General features: G+C 62.3%; 20 protein-coding genes and 1 pseudogene. 14 read left to right on the top strand and 7 right to left on the bottom strand.

The window, feature by feature from the left end; translation table 11 throughout:
* Window positions 1–8: 8 nt before the first annotated feature.
* Genes IFT99_RS02365 through IFT99_RS02350 form a run of 4 tightly spaced genes read right to left on the bottom strand, consistent with a single transcriptional unit; the run spans window position 9 to window position 4470 of the window.
* Window positions 9–770, bottom strand: a complete 762-nt coding sequence (locus IFT99_RS02365; protein WP_192130289.1) for an SDR family NAD(P)-dependent oxidoreductase — start codon at window positions 768–770, stop codon at window positions 9–11.
* 38 nt (window positions 771–808) lie between these two features.
* On the bottom strand, window positions 809–2149 hold the full coding sequence (locus IFT99_RS02360; protein WP_065988814.1) for an MFS transporter: 1341 nt from the start codon (window positions 2147–2149) through the stop codon (window positions 809–811).
* Window positions 2150–2176: 27 nt separating this feature from the next.
* On the bottom strand, window positions 2177–3058 hold the full coding sequence (locus IFT99_RS02355) for a polysaccharide deacetylase family protein (RefSeq protein WP_065988813.1): 882 nt from the start codon (window positions 3056–3058) through the stop codon (window positions 2177–2179).
* A complete protein-coding gene (locus IFT99_RS02350) occupies window positions 3058–4470 on the bottom strand; it encodes an amidase (protein WP_192130288.1) in 1413 nt (470 codons plus the stop codon). Before IFT99_RS02350 ends, IFT99_RS02355 begins: the two co-directional genes overlap by 1 nt.
* A 341-nt stretch (window positions 4471–4811) precedes the next feature.
* Between IFT99_RS02350 and IFT99_RS02345 the strand changes: the two genes are divergently transcribed.
* On the top strand, window positions 4812–5804 hold the full coding sequence (locus tag IFT99_RS02345) for a GntR family transcriptional regulator (RefSeq protein ID WP_432213748.1): 993 nt from the start codon (window positions 4812–4814) through the stop codon (window positions 5802–5804).
* Between the two features lie 322 nt (window positions 5805–6126).
* On the opposite strand, the gene IFT99_RS02340 is transcribed toward IFT99_RS02345, so the two are convergent.
* On the bottom strand, window positions 6127–7179 hold the full coding sequence (locus tag IFT99_RS02340) for a GGDEF domain-containing protein (protein WP_192130287.1): 1053 nt from the start codon (window positions 7177–7179) through the stop codon (window positions 6127–6129).
* A gap of 263 nt (window positions 7180–7442) precedes the next feature.
* Here IFT99_RS02340 and IFT99_RS02335 point away from each other — a divergent pair, with 263 nt between their 5' ends.
* On the top strand, window positions 7443–8468 hold the full coding sequence (locus IFT99_RS02335) for a YrzE family protein (RefSeq protein WP_065988809.1): 1026 nt from the start codon (window positions 7443–7445) through the stop codon (window positions 8466–8468).
* Window positions 8469–8567: 99 nt separating this feature from the next.
* Here the strand turns inward: IFT99_RS02335 and IFT99_RS02330 are convergent, their stop codons facing one another.
* A complete protein-coding gene (locus tag IFT99_RS02330) occupies window positions 8568–8867 on the bottom strand; it encodes an ArsR/SmtB family transcription factor (RefSeq protein ID WP_065989065.1) in 300 nt (99 codons plus the stop codon).
* An 85-nt stretch (window positions 8868–8952) separates the two neighbouring features.
* Here IFT99_RS02330 and IFT99_RS02325 point away from each other — a divergent pair, with 85 nt between their 5' ends.
* Window positions 8953–10044 carry an NADH:flavin oxidoreductase/NADH oxidase gene (locus tag IFT99_RS02325; protein ID WP_065988808.1) on the top strand — a complete coding sequence of 364 codons (1092 nt, stop codon included), beginning with the start codon at window positions 8953–8955 and terminating at the stop codon, window positions 10042–10044.
* A 130-nt stretch (window positions 10045–10174) separates the two neighbouring features.
* On the top strand, window positions 10175–11053 hold the full coding sequence (locus tag IFT99_RS02320; RefSeq protein ID WP_192130286.1) for a LysR family transcriptional regulator: 879 nt from the start codon (window positions 10175–10177) through the stop codon (window positions 11051–11053).
* Between the two features lie 17 nt (window positions 11054–11070).
* Here the strand turns inward: IFT99_RS02320 and IFT99_RS02315 are convergent, their stop codons facing one another.
* Window positions 11071–11496 carry a VOC family protein gene (locus IFT99_RS02315; RefSeq protein WP_192130285.1) on the bottom strand — a complete coding sequence of 142 codons (426 nt, stop codon included), beginning with the start codon at window positions 11494–11496 and terminating at the stop codon, window positions 11071–11073.
* 300 nt (window positions 11497–11796) lie between these two features.
* Between IFT99_RS02315 and IFT99_RS02310 the strand changes: the two genes are divergently transcribed.
* The 10 genes and pseudogenes from IFT99_RS02310 to IFT99_RS02270 all read left to right on the top strand — a co-directional run bounded on the left by IFT99_RS02310 (window position 11797) and on the right by IFT99_RS02270 (window position 26438).
* Entirely contained in the window at window positions 11797–12309 is a 513-nt protein-coding gene (locus tag IFT99_RS02310) for an acyloxyacyl hydrolase (protein WP_065989064.1), read from the top strand.
* A 333-nt stretch (window positions 12310–12642) separates the two neighbouring features.
* Window positions 12643–13677 (top strand): annotated as a pseudogene (locus tag IFT99_RS26620) (HAMP domain-containing protein); the annotation flags it as partial.
* Between the two features lie 15 nt (window positions 13678–13692).
* Window positions 13693–14532, top strand: a complete 840-nt coding sequence (locus tag IFT99_RS26615) for a methyl-accepting chemotaxis protein (RefSeq protein WP_410929048.1) — start codon at window positions 13693–13695, stop codon at window positions 14530–14532.
* A 137-nt stretch (window positions 14533–14669) separates the two neighbouring features.
* Window positions 14670–15881: a GGDEF domain-containing protein gene (locus tag IFT99_RS02300; protein WP_192130283.1), complete on the top strand. Its 1212-nt coding sequence runs from the start codon at window positions 14670–14672 to the stop codon at window positions 15879–15881.
* Window positions 15882–16296: 415 nt separating this feature from the next.
* Window positions 16297–21912 (top strand): putative Ig domain-containing protein, encoded by a 5616-nt coding sequence (locus IFT99_RS02295; RefSeq protein ID WP_192130282.1) that lies wholly within the window; start codon window positions 16297–16299, stop codon window positions 21910–21912.
* Between the two features lie 826 nt (window positions 21913–22738).
* A complete protein-coding gene (locus IFT99_RS02290) occupies window positions 22739–24094 on the top strand; it encodes an iron-containing redox enzyme family protein (RefSeq protein ID WP_192130281.1) in 1356 nt (451 codons plus the stop codon).
* A gap of 47 nt (window positions 24095–24141) precedes the next feature.
* On the top strand, window positions 24142–25092 hold the full coding sequence (locus IFT99_RS02285; RefSeq protein ID WP_192130513.1) for a methyltransferase: 951 nt from the start codon (window positions 24142–24144) through the stop codon (window positions 25090–25092).
* Window positions 25089–25400: a hypothetical protein gene (locus tag IFT99_RS02280; protein ID WP_192130280.1), complete on the top strand. Its 312-nt coding sequence runs from the start codon at window positions 25089–25091 to the stop codon at window positions 25398–25400. The genes IFT99_RS02285 and IFT99_RS02280 overlap by 4 nt, the downstream gene beginning before the upstream one ends.
* A gap of 144 nt (window positions 25401–25544) precedes the next feature.
* Window positions 25545–26060: a DUF4142 domain-containing protein gene (locus IFT99_RS02275; RefSeq protein WP_192130279.1), complete on the top strand. Its 516-nt coding sequence runs from the start codon at window positions 25545–25547 to the stop codon at window positions 26058–26060.
* A 135-nt stretch (window positions 26061–26195) separates the two neighbouring features.
* Entirely contained in the window at window positions 26196–26438 is a 243-nt protein-coding gene (locus IFT99_RS02270) for a hypothetical protein (RefSeq protein ID WP_065988799.1), read from the top strand.
* Window positions 26439–26729 lie beyond the last annotated feature (291 nt).

Here is a 26729-nt window from a genome sequence, read left to right as displayed (position 1 = left end):
GCTACGCCCTACTCCGGCCAACGCACGGTCAGGCCGCCATCGATGACGATGCTTTGTCCGGTGAGATAGCTGGACTCGTCGCTGCACAGGAAGCGCACCAGCGAGGCGACTTCATCGGCCCGGCCGACACGGCCCAGCGGGATGGCACGGGCCGCCTTGGCGAGGCCTTCCGGTCCGAGTGAGTTTTTGCTGTCCAGCGATTGCGGTGTCTCGATCAACCCGGGGATCACGGCGTTGCAGCGAATCCCCCGGGGCGCCAGCTCCACCGCCAGCGAGCGGCACAACCCTGGCACACCGGCTTTGGCCGCGGCGTAGTGCGAGTGGTCCTGCCAGCCATAGACGCCCCCGGCAATCGACGAAATGGCGACCAGGGAGCCGCCCTCGCCCATGTGCCGGGCCGCCGCGCGGAAAGTGCGCATCACGCCGGTGAGGTCGACATCGAGCATCTCGTTCCAGCGCTCGTCGGTCATCTCCAGCAACGGTGCGCGGCGCAGCAGGCCGGCATTGGCGACGGCGTAATCGATGCGGCCAAACCGGCTGATGGCCTGCTCGGCCAAGGCGTCAACCGAGGCCGTCCGGGTGACGTCCAGCTCCGCCATCAGGCATTCGCCGCCGGCGTCGGCGACCAGCCGCGCCGTGATCTCGGGGTCATGGGGGTCGGCCGGATAATAGCCGCCCACCACGGCAACGCCCTTGTGCGCGAACGCCACCGCCAGGGCCTGGCCGATCCCGCTGGCGGCCCCGGTAATCAACGCTACGGTGCGAGTCATGTTCAGCTCCTTATTGGACGGTTGCTATTGGACTGTTGCTATTGGACGGATTCGGGGCGCACATGGCGGGCGGCGAACATCAGTACACCGGACAAGAAGCACGGCACGGCACCGAAATACAGCGCCGATGTCTGCCAGTCGCCGCCGGCACTCAGCACCGTGGTCGCGCCGAACCCTGCGACCACCGCGCCAATCGGGCCCATCGCGTGGATGATCGCGCCACCGGTGGCGCGGATGCTGGTCGGGAAGCTTTCGCTGATGAAAAACAGGGCCGCAGAATACGGACCGATCAGGAAGAACAGCCCGAGGCTGTACAGGCCGACCACCGTGGGCATGTTGCTGGGGCCGAAGAGCATGCCGGTGAACGACAGACCACCGAGCATCCAGCCCAGGCCGATGACGTTGCGTCGGCCGATCTTGTCGCCCATCCAACCGTGGCTCAGGTAGCCGCAATAGCCGACCAGGTTCGACAGCACCAGGATGATCAGCGAATTCTCGAAGGAGATGTGGTGCACGCTGACGATCACGGAAGTGCCCAACACGCTGAACACTTGAATCGCCGCCCAGTTGAGCAGGATCGCTGCGCCGATCACCAGCGTGGCGCGCCGCGAGGTGCCACGAAACGCTGCACCGATGCCAGCCGTGCGATGCTCTTCGTAGTCCACGCCGTAGGTCATCGCCACTTGCCTGGCCTGCTCAGCGTCGCCGGCCTTGCGCAGTTGGGTGATGCGCTGGTGAATCTGGAACTGCGGGCTTTCCTTGAGCTTGCGTGCCATGAACGCGATGACCAGCGCCGGGATCGCGGCAAAGACGAAGCAGCCCTGCCAGCCGATGATCGGCAGCAGCACCGCGGTCAGGCCTGCGGCAATCAATGCGCCGACCGGCCAGCCGCCCTGCACCAGGCTGTAGATGAAGCCACGGCGTTTGGCCAGGCGCGGGTCCTCGGAGGCCGCATAGATTTCGCTGAGGTACGTGGCGTTAACGGTTTCTTCGGCGTACCCCAGCCCGCTCAGGGAGCGGATCAGGATCAGCGGCGACTTGCCCCATGACCCGCCCAGCGCCGTCAGCGCCGAGCAGATCGCGGAACCGGTGACCGTGAAAATGATGCCCATGCGTCGACCGAGACGGTCCACCAACGGCCCGATGGCCAGGGCGATGACCGCCGTGCCGACCGCAGCCCAGGTGGCGATTTCCGCCTGTTCCGCTTCGCCCCACTGAAAGTGCCGACCGATTTCCGGCAGCAAGGTGCCGAACAGGATGAAGTCGTACACCGCAAAGACCCACGCGAAAAAAGCGATCCAGGTGGCGTAGCGCACTTGCTCGGAAGTCAGTTGCTGGGGTTTCCAGCCGGTCAGATCAAGCTTGTTGTAGATGGACATGGGTCACGCCTCGGAATGAAGGGCCAATCAGCTGTGGCGAGGGTTACGGCGGACGAAGTCATCGGCGATTTCGTCGAACGTGACAAACTTGACGCCGGCATGGCTCTGGATGTGCTCGATCAGACGCTCCAGCATGAGCAGCACTTGCGGACGACCGGAGACGTCCGGGTGGATGGTCATGGTGAACACGGCGTGCTCGTGCTCGCGGTAGACCCAGTCGAACTGATCGCGCCACATCTCTTCCAGATGGCGCGGGTTGACGAAGCCGTGGCTGTTGGGCGCCTTTTTGATGAACATCATCGGCGGCAGGTCATCGAGGTACCAGTTGGCCGGAATCTCCACCAGGTCGGTTTCCTGACCGCGCACCAGCGGTTTCATCCAGGTGTCGGGGTGCTGGGTGTAATCGATCTTGGTCCAGCTGTCGCCCACGCGGACGTAGTACGGATGGAAGTCGTTGTGCATCAGGCTGTGGTCGTACTTGATGCCCTTCTTGAGCAGCAACTCGTTGGTGACCTTGCTGAACTCCCACCAAGGGGCGACGTAGCCGGTCGGGCGCTTGCCGGTCATTTGGGTGATCAGCTCGATGGACTTGTCGAGGACGATTTCTTCCTGCTCGGGGGTCATGGCGATCGGGTTTTCGTGGCTGTAGCCGTGCACACCGATCTCGTGACCGGCGTCGAACACGGCCTTCATCTGCTCGGGAAACGTCTCCATCGAGTGACCGGGGACGAACCAGGTGGTGCGCAGGCCGTAGCGCTCGAACAGTTTGAGCAGCCGCGGCGCACCCACCTCACCCGCGAACAGGCCACGGGAAATATCGTCAGGCGAATCTTCGCCACCGTAGGAACCCAACCAGCCTGCCACGGCGTCGACGTCGACACCGAAGGCGCACAGAATTTCTTTAGCCATCATCGTTCTCCAGCGGAGTTATCGGATCCTTCGTTTCGGGACGTGCGCAACGCGGCCTCAACGGCCAGCGCTGCGCGTAATAAACGTGAATCTTCGCCACACGGCGCGCTGATCAACAGGCCCGTAGGCAGGCCGAGCGCGTCGCAGCCGCTGGGCAGCGACACGCCCGGCATGTCCAGCAAACTGCCCGGCATGGTCAGGCGCAACGTGGCCAGATTGGTGCGGATGAACAGGTCATCGTCGCTGAGCAATGGCGCAAGCGGCGGCGCCACATGGGCCACGCTCGGGGTGATCAGAAAGGCGCCATCGAGTTCGTCGCTCATCTGTTGCTGAAGGCGCTCGCGGGCGTTGTAGAGGTTGATCAAGTGGCTGGCCGGGAACGCCCGCGCCGCTTCAAGACGGCGTCGTACGCGAGGGTCGAGTTGCGCGGCCGCGTCGCTGTCGAGCAAGGCCTGATGCAGGGCGAACGCTTCTGCCGCGCCGAGCCAGCCTTGCTGCTGGATCAGATCAAGCGTGGTCTGAAAGGCAGGCGACGGACGCACCTCAATCAATGCGCCCTGGGCCTGCACCGCACTCACACCGCGCAGCAAATTGTCACGTACCGCGGGCTCGATGCGATCATCCTCAAGGACAGCCTGATCGACCCAAAACCGCTGGCCGGCCAACGGGCGTGGCAGCAAAGAGGTCGATTTCGTGCGACCCCGCAGGATGTCGTCGATGGCCACGGCGTCGCGCACGCTGCGGGTCAGCGGGCCGAGGCTGTCGAGGGTGTGAGCAAGGGGAAAAACGCCATCGCGGCTGTAGCGCCGGCAACTGCTGCGAAAACCCACCAGGCCGTTGAAGGCGGCAGGGATGCGGATCGAGCCGGCGGTGTCGGTGCCCATGGCGATGGGGACGATGCCCGCCGCCACCGCCACCGCCGAGCCGGACGAGGAGCCGCCCGGAATACGCGGCTGGTCATGCCCGAGCGGATTGTGCGGCGTGCCGAAATGGGGGTTCAGGCCCAGGCCCGAGTAGGCGAATTCACTGAGGTTGGTCTTCCCGACGCTGACCATCCCGGCCCGTGACAGCAGGCCGACGGTCTGCGCGTCCAGCAGCGCCGGCGCGACATCACGGCGCACCGCCGCGCCTGCAGTGGTCGGGCTGCCGGCCACGTCAAACAGGTCTTTCCAGGCGATGGGCACACCGTCCAGCACGCTCGCGGGTTGCCCGGCCTTCCAGCGCGCCGCCGAGGCTTGAGCTTCGCGACGCGCCCGGTGGGTGGAGAAAGAAATAAACACGTCATCGACTGCAGCGGCCTGGTTCAGTACCGCGTCCAGGGCCTGCACCGGGTCGCTTCGGCCACTGGCGAAATCTTGTGCCATGGCCAGTGCGTCGGCGAGTGACGGATCCGGGAGGCGAGCGTCGGACATTTCATCTACCTTTAATGTACATATTCGGAAAATGTACATTTAGCAAAGGCAGAAAGCGTGCCAGAGTGGGCGTACGCTGATATCTGGAGCGACCCGATGGACAAGCCTTCGGGCCAGGACGGCCGCGCTAGATACGTTGCCAGGCTTTTGAAGCTGACCGAAGGTGCGGGTTTACGAGCGTGAGGTGATGAGCGGCCTAAATAATGGATATTTACGAAAAGGTACGTTTTAGTGCAAAAAAGTAACAACGGCTCCAATACTGTGCGTTCTGACGTGACCCGCAGTGACAACCTGTCTTGTGCGAGAATCGCCGCCCGCCTCTCGAGAAGTGTATGAAATCGATGTCCGTCGAGGATTCCCGCACCCCGTCCCGCTACGCCACGATCCGGCAGGTCCTGCGCGATGCCATCGTCAACGGTGACGTGGCTGAAGGCTTGGTGCTGCTCGAAGCGCCGCTGGCAGAGCTGTTCGGCACCAGCCGGGTGCCGGTGCGCCGGGCGCTGGACCTGCTCCATGAAGAAGGCCTGATCAGCCGATTCAACGGACGCGGTTATCTGGTCAATCCCGACGGCACCCACGTGGAGCCGCTACGACTGGCCCTGACCCACCACCAATTGGGTCTGGACAGCAGTGAAGAACTGGTCGACACCCGCCCGCTGGGGGAACGGATTTACGAGGAAATCGGCGCGGCGCTCTCGACCTGTATCGCGTTCGGTCATTACCGGCTCGACGAGCAGATTGCCGCCGAACACTATGGCGTGAGCCGGGCCGTGGTGCGCGAGGCGCTGATGCGTCTGCGTGATCGGGGGCTGGTAGAGAAAGAACCCTACTCCCAATGGCTGGCCGGGCCGCTTACGGCTCGGGAGGTGACCGAAGACTACGAGCTGCGCGCCTGCCTGGAGCCTGAAGCGTTGCGCCAGACCGCACCGGGACTGAGCCGCGACGACCTGGTCGCCATGCTTGCGCGGGTCGAAGCGGCGCAGAATAACCCGCAGTGCAGCCTGGCGGACATCGAGCGATTGGAGGAGGACCTGCATCACCACTGCCTGGCCGGCATCACCAACCGCAAGATCGCGACGTTGATCCGCCAGGGCCAGAGCCCGATGATCATCAGCCGGATTTTCTATAGCCAATTGGGTATCGGCCCTGACGACGCGATGCTGGCCGAACACCGTCTGATCCTGGAATTGCTGCTGCACGGCGCCTTCGATGCCGCCGCGCTGAACCTCAAGGAACACCTCAACCGCGCCAGCCAACGGATGCTGCAGCGGCTGAAAGTCCTGTCCGTGCTGCCTGAGCAGCCGGTCCCGGAATACTTGACCCGACTCAGTTGATGAAGAGCGGGCATGCGCGGAGTAGGACCGGCTTTAGCCGGGAAAGCGTCAGAGGCAATACCGCAGAATTGTTAGCGTACGCACCGGCCTCTTCCCGGCTGAAGCCGGTCCCACTGAAATCAAAAGCAGCCGCCACACCGCGCGCATTCGTAGGACCGGCTTCAGCCGGGAAGGCGTCAGGTGTAACACCGCAGAATTGTTAGCGCACGCACCGGCCTCTTCCCGGCTGAAGCCGGTCCCACTGAAATCAAAAGCAGCCGCTACACCGCGCGCATTCGTAGGACCGGCTTTAGCCGGGAAAGCGTCCGAGGCAACACCGCACTCACTCCGCCCGCATCACCCGATTGCGCCCCTCCTCCTTGCCCTCATACAAACGTTGATCCGCCCGATTCAGCGCATCCCGGAACGTCTCGCCGTCTTTCAAGATGGCCACCGCAAGGGTCGCGCTGAGGGTCAGGCTCATCTGTCTGATCTCCCCGGCCTCCTCGCGAATGTGCGTCAGTATCCGCTCGGCGATCAGCCGCGCATCCTCGAAGGGGGTGTTGGGCATCAACACCAGAAACTCCTCGCCGCCCCAGCGCGCGGCGATGTCGGTGGTGCGCACGCATCGGGCGATGACGTCGGCCACCTGTTGCAGCACCACATCGCCCAGGTCGTGACCGTGCTGGTCGTTGATCTGCTTGAAATGATCGATGTCGATCAGCACCAGCGCCGTGGGTATCTCGCGGCGGCCCCCGCCCAACTGACGCAAGCGCTGCAGCACGCGCCGCCGGGTGTAGAGGTTGGTCAGGCTGTCGCGGTGGGCGGAGTGATAGAGGTTCATGTGCATGGACAGGTTGAAACGCACCGACAGCGCCGTGGCGTGAAGCAACAACGCTGTGGCGGTCAATGCGTTGGCGGCGCCGAACAGGTCCTGGGCGTGTTCGCTGACGCTGATCACCGGCACTTTGTTGCGCATGAGGTACCCGCCCACCGTGACAATTAGCACGGCAGCGCTCAGACAGCCGCGGCGTGCCGGCGAAGAATGAAAGCCGAAGGCGATGATCGGCACGATGCAGAAGACGTACAGATGGAAGTTGCTGTCCCAGCCCAGAACCCAGGTGGCGATGGCCGCATGGGCGATGATTTCGAGGCAGATCAGCATGCCGGCGCATCGATACAGGCGACGTTTGATCGCCAGCAGACAGGCGATGTACGCCGCGACGCTCACTGCATTGGTGACCCACATCACGGGCAAATCCACAATCAAAAACAGACCGAGCAGGAGCACGTGGAGCGCGAAAGCGATCTGCACGATCGGGATGATGTGTTTCCAGTATTCGACGGTGGCTTCCCGAGTGACCTGAGTGCGGTCATCGGCGGTGAGGGTATTCATCAGGATGTCTCGGAAAAAATAAGTACGGTGGCATGGTCGGTTGCTAAGGACAGTGTGCGGGGTGACGCGATATCGCGATTCCGAATAGCACTAATTCCAATTTAGTCTGCTTGCAGGCCTTTGAATTTCCGGAATTTTTAAAGTTTAGGCATTTTGCCAGCATTTTATTTTTCGCCTGCATAAAACTAATTAAAAAGCCCGAGTGTCATTGAATTACGCGCAAGGACTCTTGCGTTCTGCCAATGACCAAAGGAACTGCCACTATGATTCGCGATGACCGAGTAACGCCCGCTGGCTACGATGATCCTGTCTACCGGGGCACCGCTGTTGCTCCCTTGCTCAAACGTATTTCCTGGGGCGCCATTCTGGCCGGTGTGGTACTCGCACTGGTGGTCTCGCTGATGCTCAGCCTGCTGGGCACCGCCATAGGCAGCGCCAGCATTGATCCGCTGCAGGAAGCCGACCCGCTGGCGGGCATGGGCAAAGGCACTGGCATCTGGCTGGGTGTCAGTATGGTCATTTCCCTGTTCATCGGTGGCTGGGCCGCCGGCCGGTTGGCCCATCGCGAAGGCGCCTTCCACGGCATTCTGGTCTGGGCCAGTGTTTCGCTGATCAGCGTTTACCTGGTGTCCAGCGCCGTGACCGGCGTCGTGCGGGGCGGTCTGAACCTGGCAGGCAGCGGCCTGTCGGCAGTGGGCAGCGGCATCGCACAAGTGGCCCCGGCTGTGGGCGGCAAGATTCAGGAGCAACTGCGGGCCCAGGGCATTGACTTCAATCTGGATGATATCCAGGGTGAAATCGAACAGGCCATGCGCCAGACCGGCAAGCCGGAACTGGACCCGAACAAGGTCAAGCAAGACGTCGCCACGACCCAGGAAGACGCTAAAAACACCGCCCAGCGCAGTGCTGAAGCCCCACAACAGGCCGACCAGCAACTGAGCGGTTTGCTGGACCGCCTGAAAGCCAAGGGCGACCAGGCGTGGGATGCGGCTGACCGTCAGGCGTTCGTCAACCTGATCAAGGCCCGCGGCAACAAGACCGACGCCGAAGCCAACCAGATCGTTGATCAGGCCCAGGCCAGCTACCGTCAGGCGTACGCCAAGTACCAGGAGCTGAAAGCTCAGGCAGAACAGAAAGCCCGTGAAGCGGCCGACGTGGCGGCGAAAAACATTTCCCGCGCCGCCTGGATCCTGCTGATCACCCTCGTGGTGTCGGCCCTTGTCGCGGCAGGCGCTGGTGCAATGGGTCGTCGTACCCAACCGGCTGCGAAGATCGTCGGCGCTGTCTAAGCGTCGCGGATGGCGCAAAAAAAAAATGGCCCGATCCTGTGATCGGGCCATTTTTGTTTCAGGTCAACCTCCCCGCCGTACATCTGAAAACCACCGCGCTCAATCCTGAGCCAGGATGCTTCGCAACAATCCCGGAAACCGTGCATCCAGCTCGTCAGCGCGCAGGGAATTCATGTGGGTGGTGCCGATATTGCGGGTGTGCACCAGGCCTGCATCCCGCAGCACGCGGAAGTGATGGGACATGCTGGACTTGGGCCGCCCGCCGTCGAGTTCGCCACAGGTGGCCTCGGACACCGAGGAAAGACAGCGAACGATTTCGAGGCGCACGGGGTCACTTAATGCGTAAAGCAAACGCTCAAGTGTGAGTTCGGTCGGTAACGGATGTTTGAAGGCGCGCATGCCGCCCATCATAGCGGGGGGTTTCATCCTCCGCCATATTTCGAATACTATCGAACAAGCGAATTCAATCATCAGGAGTATTTCCATGTCGGCATTGTTCGAACCCTTCACGCTGAAGGACGTAACCCTGCGTAACCGCATCGCCATTCCTCCAATGTGCCAGTACGTGGCAGACAACGGCGTCATCAACGACTGGCATCACGTTCACCTCGCGAGCATGGCCCGCGGCGGTGCCGGTCTGGTGGTCGTCGAAGCCACAGCCGTCTCCCCTGAAGGCCGCATCACCCCGGGCTGCGCCGGTATCTGGAGCGACGAGCACGCCCAGGCATTCATCCCTGCCGTGCAAGCGATCAAGGCCGCCGGCTCCATCCCCGGCATCCAGATCGCCCACGCCGGTCGCAAGGCCAGTGCCAACCGTCCATGGGAAGGCGACGACCACATGGCCGCCGATGACACCCGTGGCTGGCAGACCATCGCGCCCTCGGCTATCGCTTTCGGCGCCAACCTGCCGAAAGTCCCGCAGGAAATGACCCTCGACGACATCGCCCGGGTCAAGCAGGACTTCGTCGACGCCGCGCGCCGCGCCCGTGAAGCAGGCTTCGAGTGGATCGAACTGCACTTCGCCCACGGTTACCTGGGCCAGAGCTTCTTCTCCGAACACTCCAACCAGCGCACTGACGCCTACGGTGGCAGCTTCGACAACCGCAGCCGCTTCCTGCTGGAAACCCTCGCTGCCGTCCGTGAAGTCTGGCCGGAAAACCTGCCCCTGACCGCGCGCTTCGGTGTGATCGAGTACGACGGCCGTGACGAGCAGACCCTCAGCGAATCCATCGAACTGGCGCGCCGCTTCAAGGCCGGCGGTCTCGACCTGCTGAGCGTCAGTGTCGGTTTCACCATCCCGGAAACCAACATCCCGTGGGGCCCGGCCTTTATGGGCCCGATCGCCGAACGTGTGCGCCGCGAAGCCGATATCCCGGTGACGTCGGCATGGGGTTTTGGCGATCCAAAACTGGCCCAGGCCGCCGTGCAGAATGGTCAGCTGGACCTGGTCTCGATCGGCCGTGCGCACCTGGCGGACCCGCATTGGGCGTATTTCGCCGCCAAAGAGCTGGGCGTCGACAAAGCGTCGTGGACCCTGCCTGCGCCTTACGCGCACTGGCTTGAACGCTACCGCTAAGCGTCACGCGATACAGAATGCCGCCCCTTGAGGCGGCATTTTTATTTGCCGACGGCACTGGTTACTATCCGCTGCCGGCCGGCTGCCCATGCGCCCTGCCCGATTTGAATTCCCATCCCAGGACCTGACGATGATCAGAGAGTTGAAAACCTTTGTCTGCGTCGCGCGGCGAGGCACCTTTGCGGCGGCCGGACGTGAGGTCGGGCTGACGCAATCGGCGGTGAGTGCGCAGATCAAAAACCTCGAAGACACCCTCGGCGTGACCCTGTTCGACCGCACCGGCCGCGCCGCCACCCTCAACGCTGCCGGGCAGCGCGCCGTCGCACTGGCTGAAGAAATGCTGCAGTTGTTCGGGCGCATGGGCAGCCCCGACAGCGCCAACGATTTTCGTGGCGCGCTGCGCATCGGCGCCATCAGCACCGCACAGACCGGCATCTTGCCCCAAGCCCTGGTGGCACTGCGCAGCAAGGCGCCTTTTATCGAAGCCAGTCTGGTTCCGGGGGTGTCACTGAACCTGCTCAGCCAGGTGGACGCCGGCGAGCTCGACCTGGCGATCATGATCAAACCGCCGTTCGCGCTGCCCAAGGAGCTGCACGCGGAAGTCATCGCCAAGGAGCCGTTCGTGCTGATCACGCCGGCGAACATGCAAGGCGACGACCCACGGCAGATTCTCAGCGACCACCCCTTCATTCGCTACGATCAACGCTCGTTCGGCGGGCGCCGGGTGACGCAGTTTCTGCGCGAGCGCAAGCTCGAGGTGCGGCAAACCCTGGAGCTCGACGAGCTGGACGCCATCGTCAAAATGGTCCGCGCCGGGCTCGGCGTAGCGCTGGTGCCCATGGCCGGGTTGTGGCTGGAGCATGCGCAGGACGTGCGGATCATTGATCTGGGCGAGATGACCTTCTTCCGCGAGATCGTGCTGGTGAGCAAATACCTGCAGCGGCACACGCCACTGCTGGACCTGTTTCGCCGTTGCGTCATCGACACGCTGAATCAGCCGGCGCGCTGAGGGCCATCTGCAGACGGCTATTTGGCGAAGAGTTGACTCATGTCTTTGAAGGCCTTGAATTCCAGGGCGTTGCCGCACGGGTCGAACAGAAACATGGTCGCCTGCTCGCCGACTTGGCCCTGAAAACGGATATAGGGCTCGATCACAAACCGGGTTTCGCGGACGCGCAGCCGCTCCGCCAGTGCTTCCCATTCCGCCCAGTGCAGGATGATGCCGAAATGCGGAACCGGCACGTCGTGACCGTCCACGGCGTTGGAATGCACGGATTCCTGGGAAGTGGTTTTCGGGTGCTCATGGATGACCAGTTGATGGCCGTAGAAATCGAAATCGACCCACTGCTCGCTGGAGCGGCCTTCGGAAAGACCGAAAACGTCGCCGTAGAAGTGCCGCGCGGCGGCGAGGTCATAAACAGGAATAGCGAGGTGAAATGGCGAGAGGCTCATGGTCGATCCTTGGGACGGGAATGATAGGAACGGATTGTTGACCGTGATCGACCGCTGCGAAAGCAGATATCTCTTCTGCTGAGCCTCAACTATTTCGATCAATCACGCCTTCTATTCAACGGCAGCGTTGAAATGTCCAAAGGCTCGGCAGCGGGGTAAGGCAGCTGGGCGTGCAAAAACGCCACACGGCAAAGTAATTTTTCGCAGTGCCAATGGAACTTTAGTAGTGGCATTATGCCCTACATCCGTTCGGGTGATTTATCCCCCCCGGTTCCACTGACCTTCTTGGCTACCTCCACCATGAAAAAGCTACTGCTCGCAGCCCTTTGTCTGTCCTCTTTCGCCACCCATGCTGATGCCACGCAAATCTCCGGGGCACTGGGTGCCACCAGCCAGGGTGGCTTGACCGGCCGCGTTGCTCTGGGTTTCGACTGGGACAAGGCATGGCTGGAAAGCTCCACCGGCAAACTGACCGGCTATTGGGATCTGGGCTACACCTACTGGGAAGCGGGCAAACAGGCCGGCGCGCGCCATTCGGCGTCGTTTGCCCCGGTGTTCGTTTATGAGTTCGGCGGCGGCCCGGTCAAACCGTTTATCGAAGCGGGCGTGGGCGTTTCGCTGTTTACCGGCGCGTCCGCGGGCGATCAGACGTTTGGCTCGGCGTTCAACTTTGAAGACCGCCTCGGCGCCGGCCTGAAGTTCGGCGACGCCCAGCGCGTGGGTGTGCGCGTGACACACTATTCGAACGCGGGGATCAAAGAGCCCAATGACGGGATCGAGTCCTACGCGCTGGTTTACAGTCAGGCGCTTTGAGGGCTGAAGTTCCATGGGGCTGAGGTTCCAGCGGCAAGCTGCAAGGGGCGTGCCTGACCCTTGAGCTAACGCCGGGCGGACGCCAGAGGGCTGCTTTTGCAGCCCCATATTTTGGGTCTCTGCCCAGCTCCCCTTGCCTGCCTCCTCGCTTTACACACCTTTCGCCTACCACCCTTTCATGACACGCCATCGGTATCACACGACCGATTGTCAGATTCCAGCGAGGCAGAGGCCTGTTTTAACCCGCAAGCCATTCATCTATGGCGCCGCTCGCCGATAGACCGGCAGACAGACTGCAATCCTTTCCCTGCAATCGCTTGAAGGCTCTACGGCATGACAAAATCCCTGAAATTCAGCCACAAGATTCTACTGGCGGCCTCGCTGGTGGTGATCGCCGCATTTACCTTGTTCACCCTCTACAACGATTATCTGCAACGGACGGCCATTCGGGATCAGTTAAGGGAAAGTCTGAATCAGACGGGCGAGAGTACGGCCGGTAATATCCAGAACTGGATGTCGGGACGCATCCTGCTGGTGGAAAACGTCGCCGAGGGCGCCGCCGTGTCGCCGTCCCCTGAGGTGTTCAACCGCCTGCTCGGCCAGCCGACGCTGATCTCGACGTTCATGAGCATCTATCTGGGCAGGGCCGATGGCTCGTTCGTGACGCAACCGCCCGACGACATGCCCGGCGATTACGATCCGCGCACCCGCCCCTGGTACACCGACGCGCTGAAGGCCGGCAAAACCACCTTGACCGAGCCGTACCTGGACGCGGTCACCAAAGGCCTGATCGTGACGATCGCCACGCCGGTCAAAGGCCCCTCCGGCGTGGCCGGCGTCGCGGGCGGCGACCTGAGCCTGGAAGTGCTGGTGAAGATGATCAGCGCGCTGCGCCTGCAGAACGACGGCCATGCGTTTCTGGTCGACGCCAACGGCCGCATCCTCGTGCATCCGGACACCTCGCTGGTCATGAAGACCCTGGCCGAGGTGTACCCGAACGACACACCGCGCCTGTCCCAGGACATCAGCGAAAGCGAGCACGACGGCAAGACGGAAATCCTCACCTTCGTCCACGTCAATGGTCTGCCGTCGGTCAACTGGTACGTCGGCATCTCGGTGGACAAGGCTCAGGCCTACGCCGCACTGGGCGATTTCCGTAACTCGGCGATCATCGCCACGATCATCGCCGTGGTGCTGATCATTCTGCTGCTGGGCGTGCTGCTCAGCGTGCTGATGCGTCCATTGAACACCATGGGCCGCGCCATGCACGACATCGCCGCGGGCGAAGGCGATCTGACCAAACGTCTGGAGGTCCTCAGCCAGGACGAATTCGGCTACCTGGGCAACGGCTTCAACCTGTTCGTGGAGCGGATCCATGACTCGATGCGCGAAGTGGCCTCCTCCACCGTGCAGCTCAACGAAGTCGCGTTGCGGGTGGTGAGCGCGTCGAACTCCTCGATGCTCAACTCCGACCAGCAGGCCAACCGCACCAGCAGTGTAGCGGCGGCCATCAACGAACTGGGCGCTGCCGCGCAGGAAATCGCGCAGAACGCCGCCATGGCCTCGGGCCATTCCAGCGACGCCCGCAACATGGCGTCCAACGGTCAGGCCGTGGTCGGTCAGAACATTGAGGCGATGAACCGGTTGTCGACGCGCATCAGCGGCGCCAGCGAGCAGATCGAACAGCTCAACACCAAGACCGCCAACATCGGGCAGATCCTCGAAGTCATCACCGGCATCTCCCAGCAAACCAACCTGCTGGCGCTCAACGCTGCCATCGAAGCCGCGCGCGCCGGGGAAGCCGGGCGCGGGTTTGCCGTGGTGGCTGACGAGGTCCGCAGCCTGGCGCATCGCACCCAGGAGTCGGCCAGTCAGGTGCAGAAAATGATCGAGGAGCTGCAACACGGCGCCCGTGAAGCGGTGGCAATCATGAATGACAGCCAGCGCGAGAGCCACGAAAGCGTGAGCATCGCCAACCAGGCCGGCACCAGCCTGGAAAGCGTGACGGTGCGGATCGGCGAGATCGACGCGATGAACCAGTCGGTCGCCACCGCCACCGAGGAACAGACCTCGGTGGTCGAAGCGATCAACGTCGACATCACCGAGATCAACACGCTGAACCAGGAAGGCGTGGAAAACCTGCAAGCCACGCTACGCGCCTGTTCCGACCTGGAACGTCAGTCGGCGCGCTTGACGCAGCTGGTGGGCAGTTTCCGTATCTGAGGCAAGGCGCAGCGCTGTTCGTCGCAAACCTGACGCTTGATCGGTCAGCCCTTGCGAAATCAGCGCTCCGACGAAATGATGGCACTAAGACATCACCAGTGATGTCTTAGTCCGGTAACCCAGCCCTTTGGTGCAACATGCTTTCCTTTGTCCTCGATCGACCTGGCCCCCATGACGCGCAACTTCTTGCCGAGGTCGATCGCACCATCGCGTCGCGCTTTCGCAGCCTGCGTTTCAGCACCGAGCTGGAGCGTCGTTACGAGGCCGAAACGCTTGAGCAACGCCGCCAGTTTCTGTCCGCCGTGGGCATTGGCGGCATCCTCATCTACAACCTGTTCATGGTCAGCGACTGGCTGAGCCTGAACGATATGTTTACCTACGTGGCGCTGGGCCGTGTCTGCCTGATGACGCCGATCTTTATGATTCTGCTGGTCATCGCGCGGCGTGCCAGCACCCGGCGCATCGTGGAAGCGACGGCAGCCATCGGCACCGTGACGTGTTCGGTGATGCCGCTCATTGCGATGATCTACAGCGAAAGTCCGTTCCGCCTGCACTATCAACTGGGGATGCTGCTGATCATGGTGTATTGCACGGTGATCCAGCAGGTGCCGGTGCGCTGCGCAGCGGTGGCCATGGCGTGCATGCTGGTCATCCAGCTGGTAACAACCTACCTGGCTGACTTCGCTGACTTCCAGATCTGGCAGGCCAATGCGCTGTTGTTCTTCTCCACCGCGGCGTTGCTGATGATGGCGTCGTGGTTTCTGGAACACGGCAGCCGGTTGAGTTATCTGTTTGCGTTGCGCGGGCAGTTGCTGCGAGCGCAGTTGGTGGAACTGGCGCGCATCGATTCACTGACGCAATTGTTCAACCGGCGCTTTCAGGGCGAGGTGCTGGCCTCGTTGTGGAGCCGTGCGGCGCAGACGCCCATGAACGTCGCGGTGATCCTGCTGGACATCGATCACTTCAAATCCTACAACGATAATTATGGGCATATGCAGGGCGATACCTGCCTGCGGCTGCTCAGTGGCGTGATTCAGCGCACTGCGCAGAAAGCCAACGCCCTGACCTTCCGCTTCGGCGGCGAGGAAATCCTGGTGCTCATGACCCACGCCCACCCGGCCCAGGCCAGGGCGCTGGCGGAAAACCTGCGCTCGGCGGTCGCCGCGCTGAATGTGCCACACCCGGTGCTGGGCGATGGCGCCAGAGTCACCATCAGTCTGGGCGTCGCCATCGCCAACGCACCCCAGACCAGCGCCGAAGTGCTCATCGCCATGGCCGACAAGGCCCTCTATGTCGCCAAGGGTGAAGGCCGCGACTGCCTGCGTTGCGCCCCGGCCGAAGTGGCCTAACGAGCTCTACCAATCGACCGCGTTCCTTTCAATCGACCGCGATCCCCCTGAATGACCGCCAACCCCCTGTAGGACCGGCTTTAGCCGGGAAAGCGTTAGATGCCACACCGCAAAATTGATGGTGTACACGCAGGCCTCTTCCCGGCTAAAGCCGGTCCTACCAATTGACCTGCATTCCTACCCAACGATACCCATCGTTCGCAGCAACCCCCCGCCCCACAAGTGCCAAAAAAGCACAGCCCCCAAAACGTCAATTAGGTGACGCGTAAAACCGCCCAAATGTGCCGGCCGTCACAAAACGACGGTTTCCCGACATACGGCGACAACTTTTCCGTTCAGTTAGGTCATACCTGCTGCAGTGCCGATTGGAAATTGGCACGCAGCGTGACCTCAGCCTGTGACCGGAGATAAGTACATGATTTATAACGTCCAAAATTTTGGCGCCAAAGGAGATGGCGTCTCTGACGACACCGCGGCCATCCAACAAGCGATTGATGCAGCTGCGGCGGCTGGCGGAGGACAAGTCTATGTACCCCCCGGGACCTACATCGTGTCGGGCGGTGAGGAACCGTCTGACGGCTGCCTCATGCTCAAGAGCAACGTCTACATGTACGGCGACGGCATGGGCGTCTCGAACATCAAGGTCGCGGACGGCTCCGACACGAAAATCACCGGCGTTATCCGCTCCGCCTACGGCGAAGAAACCCACGACTTCGGGCTGAGCAACCTCACCATCGACGGCAACCGCGACAACACCACCGGCAAGGTCGATGGCTGGTTCAACGGTTTCATTCCCGGCAAGGAAGGCTACGACTCCAACGTCACCCTCGACGGCGTGGAGATCAAGGACTGTTCCGGTTACGGCTTCGACCCCCACGAACAGACCGTGAACATGGTCATCAAGAACAGCGTGTCCCATGGCAACGGTCTGGACGGCTTCGTCGCTGACTTCCTGAGCGACAGCACCTTCGAAAACAACATCGCCTACGACAACGATCGTCACGGCTTCAACGTGGTCACCAGCAGCCACGACTTCACCCTCAGCAACAACGTCGCCTATGGCAACGGCGGTGGCGGCATCGTCGTGCAGCGCGGCAGCGAGAACATCCCTTCGCCGAACAACATCACCATCACCGGCGGTGAGGTCTACAACAACGGTGCCGAAGGCGTGCTGATCAAGCTCTCCAGCGAAGTCACCATGACCGGCGTCGACATCCACGACAACGCCAGCGCCGGCGTGCGCATCTACGGCAGCAGCAACGTCGACGTGATCAACAACACCTTGAGCAACAACTCCCTGGGCGGCGGCGTACCGGAAATCATCATTCAGTCCTACGACGACAGCAACGGCGTTTCCGGCAAGTATTTCAACGGCAGCGACAACACCGTTCAGGGCAACACCATCACCGGCAGCGCGCTGTCCACCTATGGCGTGGGCGAGCGCAACGAAGACGGCACCGACCGCAACGCTATCATCGGCAACACCATCAGCCACACCACCAAGGGCGACACCCTGCTGTACGGCGATGGCAGCTACGTCAGCGCCACCGTGCCCGTTGTGGCCGTGCAAGGCACCGACGGCAACGACACCCTGCTGGGCAGCGACGCCAACGAGATCTTCTACGCCGGCGCAGGCAATGACACCGTCAACGGCGGTGGCGGCAGCGACATCCTCATCGGCGGTGCCGGGGTCGACAAGCTCACCGGCGGCGCAGGCGCGGACATCTTCCGCTTCACCAGCGAATCCGACAGCTACCGCACCGCGACCACCAGCTTCGACGACACCATCACCGACTTCGACCCGACCCAGGACAAGATCGACCTCGCCGGCCTTGGCTTCACCGGACTGGGCAATGGCCGTGGCGGCACCCTGCAGGTGAGTTACAGCGCCAGCAACGACCGCACCTACATCAAGGACTACGACGCCGACGCCAGTGGCAATCGCTTCGAACTGATCCTGGCCGGCAATCTGGTCAGCGCGCTGACCGCGGACAACTTCATCTTCAATCGCACCCTCACCGGCACCGAGGCCAACGATTCGCTGCAGGGCACTGACGGGGCCGACACACTGTTGGGCCTCGCCGGCAATGACAGCCTGGCGGGCGGCGGCGGTGACGATCGTCTCGACGGCGGCGCCGGGCAAGACACCCTCAGTGGTGGCGCCGGCGCTGACACCTTTGTGTTCTCCAGCCGCACCGACAGCTACCGCAACTACAACGCCGGCGGCGCGAATCTGGGCGACGTAATCACTGATTTCGACGTCACCGCCGACAAGATCGACCTCTCCAAGCTGGGCTTTACGGGCCTTGCCGACGGCATGAACAACACCGTCTACGCGGTGCTCAACGACGCCGGCGACAAGACCTACATCAAATCGCTGAACGCCGACGCCGAAGGCAACCGCTTCGAAGTCGCGCTCGTGGGCAACTACCTCGACAAACTGACCAGCGCCAACTTCGTGTTCGCCACCGCACCTACCGTGAATCAGGCCCCCGTGGTGGCCAACCCGCTGCTGGATCAGAACGCCACCGAGAACACGCCGTTCAGTTACGTCGTGCCGGGCACCAGCTTCACCGATCCGGACAACGACAACCTCAGCTACACCGCCACCCTGGCCGACGGCACCGCCCTGCCCGCCTGGCTGACCTTCGACGCCGTGACCCGCACCTTCAGCGGCACGCCGGGCAACACCGCGTCGGGCACCTACGCGATCAAGATCACCGCGAGCGACACCAGCAACGCCACGGTCAGCGACAGCTTCACCCTCGCCGTGCAGGACGTGCCAGTCACGCCGGGCGAGATCAACGGCACGCCGGGCAACGACACCCTGACCGGCACCACCGGCAACGATCAGCTCTTCGGCGGCGCGGGCAACGACACCCTGAATGGTGGCGACGGCAACGACGTGCTCATCGGTGGCGCCGGTGCCGACAAACTCACCGGCGGCGCGGGCGCGGACGTGTTCCGCTTCACGTCGACCCAGGACAGCTACCGCACGGCGACCACCAGCGCCAGTGACCAGATCCTCGATTTCGATGCCGCCGCCGATAAGATCGACGTCTCGGCCCTTGGCTACAGCGGCCTGGGCAACGGCCTCAACGGCACGCTGCAAGTGACCTACAACGCCAGCACCAACCGCACGTACGTCAAGGACAACGTGGCGGACGCCAGCGGCAACCGTTTCGAACTGTCCCTGGCGGGTAATCTGGCCGGCAGCCTCAACGCCAGTCACTTTGTCTTCGCCAGCCAGAACGTGCCCGTCAACGTGGCGCCGGTGGTGGTGATTCCGTTGCTGGACCAGAACGCGACGGAAAACTCGCCGTTCACCTACGCGGTCACCAGTAACAGCTTCTCCGACGGCAACAACGACACGCTGACCTACACCGCGACCCTGGCCGATGGCAACGCCCTCCCGGACTGGCTCAGCTTCGACAGCACCCGCCTGACCTTCAGCGGCACGCCCACCAGCACTGCCTCAGGCAACTACACCCTGCTGATCAAGGCGACTGATCCGTCGGGCGCGTCCGTCAGTGACAGCTTTGCCCTCGCCGTGGCCGATGCGCCGGCCAGCACCATCACCGGCACCGACAATGGCGAAGCGATCGCCGGCACCGCAGGCGCCGACCTGATCCTCGGGCTGGGCGGCAACGACACCATTCGCGCCGGCGCAGGACCGGACATCATCGACGGCGGTGCAGGTCGCGACTCGCTGTACGGCGGCGACGGTGCCGACACCTTCCGCTACACCAGCGTCCAGGACAGCTACCGCGACTACAACACCGGCGGCGTCACCGCCACCGACACGGTTTACGATTTCACCCACGGCGTGGACAAGATCGACGTCTCCGCCCTGGGCTTCCTCGGCCTGGGCGACGGCAGCAACGGCACCCTGTACCTGAGCCTGAACGCTGCCGGCGACAAGACCTACATCAAGTCCAGCGTCCCTGACGCCGACGGTCACCGCTTCGAGATCGCCTTGAGCGGCAACTACGTGAACACCCTCACGGCGGACGATTTCGTGTTCGGCTCCCGGGCCGACCAGGACATCCTGTTCCTGCCGACCCTGGGCCAGTCCAACGCACGTCTGCTGCGCATGACCGAAGACGACAGCCAGTCCGGCACCACCATGCTGGTCGACGGCCTGAGCAAGTACACCACCTACGACGTGCGCAGCCAGTTCAACGACGCCGACGGCAATGGCATCGACATCGCGGTGGGCGGCAGCACCGTCAACGGCATGTCGACCCTCAGCGCCGACGAACTGAAACTGTGCTGGTGGCTGACCGACACCGACCAGCCGGGCCCTGCCTTGTTGCGCGCCGTGGCCCTGTTGAACGACCAGCTCACCGAGCTGAAAGCGGTCGACAACGTGACCATGGGCATCATCTGGGGCCAGGGCGAAGAAGCAGCGCAGGAAATCGCCCGCGCCTCGGACAAAGAGGCCGCCGCGGCGGCGTACAAGGCCGCGACTTTGTCGGTGTTCGATTACCTGCACGCACAGTTCGGCAACTTCAACGTCTACATGATGGAAACCGGCCACTACGACCAGGACGCGGCCCGCGCCCGCGGTTTCTCGGAAGAGAAGATCGCCGGCATCGTCGAAGGCGTCGGCTATGTCCGTGCCACCCAGGAAGCGATTGCCGCCCAGCGTGACGACGTGAAGATTGCGGTGGACTACACCGATCTGCCCCTGCGCCACGAGGTCGACCCGCTGGTCTATCCCGATGACGTCTGGCACTTGCACGAAGAGTCTGCCGAGATCGTCGGTCAGCGTCTGGCCGACTACATCGCCGACGACCTGGGCTTCAAAGGCGACCCGAGCGACAACAACAGCGTGCAGGCCATCTTCGACGGCGCGCAGAACGAAGGCGGCCTGATCTTCGGCACCGACCAGGACGACACCCTGGTGGGCTCGGCCGGCAATGACACGCTGGACGGCGACCTTGGCGCCGACAGCATGACGGGCGGCGACGGCAATGACATTTACATCGTCGACAACGCCTTCGACAGCATCACCGAAAGCAGCGACTCGCCGTCGCAGATCGACACCGTGCAGGCGTCGGTCAGCTGGACCCTCGGCGCGAATCTGGAAAACCTGGTGCTCACCGGCGTTTCGGCCATCGACGGCAACGGCAACGAGCTTCGCAACTTCATCACCGGCAACGCGGCAGCCAACGTGATCGACGGCGCAGGCGGTGCCGACAGCATGAGCGGCGGCAACGGCAACGACACGTACTACGTCGACGACAGCGGCGACAGCGTGATCGAAAGCAACGCCGATCGCATCTCCGGCGGCGTCGACAGTGTGCACAGCACCCTGGCGACGTTCACCTTGGGCAATAACGTCGAAAACCTGTACATCGACAGAATTGACGCGGCCAACGGCATCGGTAACGCCCTGGACAACGTGCTGTTCGCCGGCAGCGGCGATAATGTGCTGGACGGGCGCGGCGGCAACGACACGGTGTCCTACTACGGCGCGCAGGCCGGCATCACCGCCACCCTGTCGACCTCGGCCCAGCAGAACACCGGCGGCTCAGGCCTCGACACGCTGAAGAGCGTCGAAAACCTGATCGGCAGCGCCTTCGACGACAGCCTGACCGGCAACAGCGGCGCCAACGTGCTCAACGGCGGTGCCGGCAACGACACGCTGATCGGCGGTTCGGGCAATGACCGTTTGATCGGCGGCGCTGGCACTGACACGCTCACCGGCGGCACCGGGTCGGACACCTACGTGTTCGACTCCATCGCCGACATGGGCGTCGGGGCGTTGCGCGACGTGATCAACGGCTTCAAGAGCGCCGAAGGCGACCTGCTCGATTTCAGCGCCCTGGACGCCAACCCGCAGACCCCGGGTATCGACGCGTTTACTTTCATCGGCAGCAACGCCTTTGACAGCAACGACGCGACCGGGCAAATCCGCTTCGCTGACGGGATTCTCTACGGCAGCATCAACGCCGACGCGACCCCGGATTTCGAAATCCAGTTGGTCGGCGTCAAGGAGCTGCACGTCACTGACCTCGTTGCCTGATTGATCGCGTAACACAAAAACGGCCTCCGCAATGGAGGCCGTTTTTTTATGGATCGCTCACCTACCGGCTCCTTCCCGGCTGAAGCCGGTCCCACTAAAAGCATCGCGTGCCTCCAATGTGACCGACTGAGCCCCGGACAGCGCGACCGCATATCCCTCGTAGGACCGGCTTTAGCCGGGAAGGCGTCAGGTGCCTCAACGCAAGATCCGCTGCGTACTCAATGGCCTATTCCCGGCTGAAGCCGGTCCCACTGAAAGCATCGCGTGCATGCGATGTGACTGACTGAACCTCGGACGGCGCGACCGCATACCCCCCGTAGGACTGGCTTCAGCCGGGAAGGCGTCAAGTGCCTCAACGCAAGATCCGCTGCGTACTCAATGGCCTCTTCCCGGCTGAAGCCGGTCCCACTAAAAGCATCGCGTACCTCCAATGTGACCGACTGAAACCCGGACGGCGCGACCGCATATCCCTCTTAGGACCGGCTTTAGCCGGGAAGACGTCAGATGCCTCACCGCAAGATCCGGTGCGTACTCAATGGCCTCTTCCCGGCTGAAGCCGCTCCCACCAAAAGCAGACGATTACAACGATCCATTGTAGACATCAGCGGCAGACGCAAACCCCGTTGGAGCCGGCTTGTTGTGGCCGCTGCCCTCCCGGCGGTCGGGTCACGCTGTACGATTTTCAGGCCACGCGGCGTCGATTGAATCGAACTACGCGCCGTTCATCCCCGACAGCTGTCGATCATCGACTGCCCTGCAACTCGATGGAATTTTCGCGAACTGCCTCCCTCTGACCTACATATCAAGAAAAGTCAGCAGGCTACCCATGACCTCTTTACAGCTACTGTCCGAGCGTTCTGCCACGGCGCACCTATCCAACGGCGCCCACCATTCGCTGTACGCCCGCCTGCTGCGCGGACAGGTGGACAGCGAGCGGGACAACGTTCGCGACTTCCTCCAGGAGCAACTGGAGAAGGCAACTACGCTGCCGTCAAACCTGCCTGCTGACCTCAACGATCTGTCGGCATGGGTGGCCAGTAACAGCCATTCCGTGGCCGAGCAGTATGGCGTCTATCTCGAGGAACGCCGCGCCGGCGGGCCCAGGAAGTTCTTCACCAACAGAGCTCACGCGCTGTTCTTTCTGCAAAGTGTTGCGCCGAGCAAGCTGGTAGATGGCGCCTGGCTGTACGGCACGGTGAAGCACGCCAACGACTGGCGCTATCACGGCTTGATCCGCACCTACCTTGAAGAGCTGGGCGACGGCGAGCCTGCGCTGAATCACGTCGTGCTGTACCGCAATTTGCTCACCGAACACGATTGCGCGCCCATCGCGCCACTGGACGATGCGCTCTATCTGCAAGGCGCCATTCAACTGGGGCTCGGCCATTTGAGCGACGAATTCCTGCCGGAAGTGTTGGGCTATAACCTGGGCTACGAACAACTGCCGCTGCACCTGCTGATTACTGCCTTCGAGCTGAGTGAACTGGGTATCGACCCGTATTACTTCACCTTGCACGTGACCATCGACAACGCCAGCTCCGGCCACGCCCATAAGGCGGTGCAGGCCGTGCTGGATCTGTTGCCGAACGACGCCAGCAAGGATGAGTTCCTCCAGCGTCTGCGCGCAGGTTACCTGCTCAACGATCTGGGCATTGGTTCGACCGACATCGTCCGCGCGTTCGATCTGGAAGAAGAAGTGGTCTTGATGCTGGAGACCAAAAGCACCTTCGGCCAGCATATGCATTCCGATTACTGCCGCCTTGAAGGCCGGACCATCAACGACTGGCTCGCCACCCCTGGCCAGAGTCGCCAGCTGTTGGGTGCGCTGGAGGACCGTGGCTGGATCAAGCGCAATCAAGACCCGCAGGACAGCCGCTTCTGGCAACTGATCGACGGTCCCGGCGCCGTGATGTTCGGTGTGTTCAGCGGCTATGAAATGCAGCTACTGAAAGACTGGATCGCCGGTGACTGGCAGGCCTCCGAGCAGAGCAATCCGTTTCGCGCGCGCTTTCGCCGTCGCCCGGTGTCCGCGGCCGACATCAGCCAGCCGCGCAATACCCCGTCTCTGCCGCTCGAGCGACTGGTCCAGCTGATCGCCCCCGATTCCCATTCAACGCCTGAAGGTCTGGCGGCCACTCGAATCTATGCTCGCCAGTTGGCGCAAGGAAGCCTGACGCAATGAACCAGCAGACACTGCTTGAACCGAACCTTGATCAGCCCGCGCCGGACATGCCGGAAATGACCGACGCAAGCCACGACCTCGCGCTGCTCCAACTGGGACAGCGTCTGCAGGACGGCGGCTATCGTTTCACCACGGTCACGCCGCTGACCCATCAACGGGTCAACGCCCGTGAACAGAACCGCGAGGCCCGCAGCCTGCGCGACGTCTTCGGCTGGAGCCGCCCGTTCGAAGGCGGGTTGCTGGACGAAGCCGAAGTCGAAGCGCTGCTTGCCGCGGGTGTGCTGCGGGCCCATGCCGGCATGTGGGTCAGTGAAGTGCGTTGGTCGAGCCTTGATGACTTGCTGCTCGTCCACTCCGCCTTCCCCACCGTGGCTCACGACTCGGTGTTCTTCGGCCCCGACACCTATCGCTTTGCCCAGGCCATTGAAGAACACCTGCGCACCTCGACCCACCCGATTCGTACCGCCGTCGACATCGGCTGTGGCAGTGGCGTCGGCGCGATCCTCATCGGCCGTGCCCGACGGGATGCGAGTGTGCTGGCGGTTGACATTAACCCCACTGCCCTGCGGTTCACTGCCGTCAACGCGTCGCTGGCCAAGGCGGATAACGTGGTCGCCTACCACAGCGACATCCTGGCGGGCACTACCGGGGAGTTCGACTTGATCGTCGCCAACCCGCCGTACATGAAGGACATCCAGGAACGCGCTTACCGCCACGGTGGCGAACAACTGGGCTCCGAGCTGTCCGTGCGCATCCTGGCGCAAGCCATTGAGCGACTGGCGCCGGACGGCAGCGTATTGCTGTACACCGGCGCGCCCTCGGTCGACGGCGTTGATCTGTTACTCGAACAGGCGCGCGCACTCGTTGATCGTCCTGATCTCGCCTGGTCCTATCGCGAGATGGACCCTGACGTGTTCGGTGAAGAGCTGGAAACCGACACGTACCAGGAAGCTGACCGCATCGCTGCCGTGGTGCTGACGGTGACGCGGATTCAGTGAAATACCCAACGACGCCGGACGGTCGCTATTTCGTCGTTAAGGGCCAACTGTGGCGCTGCAGCAACCCGGCCCTCGGCGAAGAAGAGCGCCAGCGGTGGGTCAATGCGCTGATGAAGGCGCGGCAGGCCGTCAAAGCCGCCAAACGCGCCGATGACGCTGCCGCGCTCCAGGGGGCTCGCGCTTCGGTCAATGCGGCGAAGATTGCACTGGGCGAGCGCGGTCCGGTCTGGTGGTCGGACGGTGCGGCGGACTTCAATCGCTTCAAGGCTGTGAATACGCCTTATCGGGAATGGTTTGAATCGTTCTGACACAGAGTTGCGGACGGTTTGAGGCGTTCCACAGGCGACCTGACAGCAGCTGGTTATGAAATGCTCTGAACGATTAATGTGATCAGTGCGTCGGATTAGTTGCTGGCACTCAAGCCACGTCAAGGACAGAAGAGGAACTTCACTATGGCAAATCTTATTCAGACTTCCGCACTCGCATTGTTGATGGCTATCGGTAGCCAAGGCGCTTTTGCAGCCCAAGACAACGACGACTTCGTGGAAGATGCATCCGCCAAAGGTGTGGCAGAAGTTGAAGCCGGTAAACTCGCGCTGGAGAAAGGCACTTCCGCTGATGTGAAAGCCTTCGCGGAAATGATGGTCAAAGATCACACGGCCGCCAACACCAAACTGAAAGGCATTGCGGACACCAAGAAGCTGGAAGTGTCTAATGACGCCATGCTCTTGGACAAAGCCAAGGCGATGATTCTTGAGCTGCGCAGTTCGAAGTCGTTTGATCAGGCGTATGCGAACAACCAGGTTGTCGCCCATGAACAAACCATCGAGCTGTTCAAGAAAGAAGCCGCTGAAGGCAAAGACGCTGATCTGAAAGCGTTCGCGACCGCTACGTTGCCGAAGCTGGAAGAGCACCTGACCCACGCCAAGGCCTTGGCCAAAGCACACGGCGGTGACGCGGCTAAATAATTCGGAGGACGCCTGTCACGGGCTGATTCGAACCTTTAGTTGAAGGAGGCAGGGTTTAGACACCCTGCCTTTTTCATGTCTGTCAGTGTGTGATCAAGCAATCCGCGCCTGCCCCCCTATAACGTGAGGCCCGACATGAGCAATGCGACCCGCAATCAAATGGCTGTTGTCCTCAATCAACTGGACGAACTTCGCGGCAGCGTTAACGAACTGTTCCGGCTTGAACTGGCCGAAGTCACCGAGCTGACCGGCCACCAGACGGTGGACGATAAACAGAGCATCGCTCAATGCTTTGCTACGCTGGAAGCGTCTATCGTGGACATGGAACAGACCCTGGCGATGCTGGCGGAAGCGACTGAGCAGCGTGGGGCTGTATAGCGCGTCTACGCTCTATGCCAGGCCGTCGATTTTGCAGTGTCTTGGCCGACGCCTTCCCGGCTAAAGCCGGTCCCACTATCAGGCCGCGCTGCACCCGTAGGACCGGCTTCAGCCGGGAATTGGCCCGTTCAGGCGCGGATATTGTACGGGCCACTTGACGCCTTCCCGGCTAAAGCCGGTCCTACTATCAGACCGCGCTGCACACGTAGGACCGGCTTCAGCCGGGAACTGGCCCGTTCAGGCGCCGATATTTGCAGTGCCACTTGACGCCTTCCCGGCTAAAGCCGGTCC

The sequence above is a fragment of the Pseudomonas sp. CFBP 8772 genome (genome assembly GCF_014841665.1).
Lineage (GTDB): Bacteria > Pseudomonadota > Gammaproteobacteria > Pseudomonadales > Pseudomonadaceae > Aquipseudomonas > Aquipseudomonas graminis_B.
Note: the sequence above shows the minus strand (reverse complement) of the source record. Positions and strands in the feature narration are given on the sequence as shown.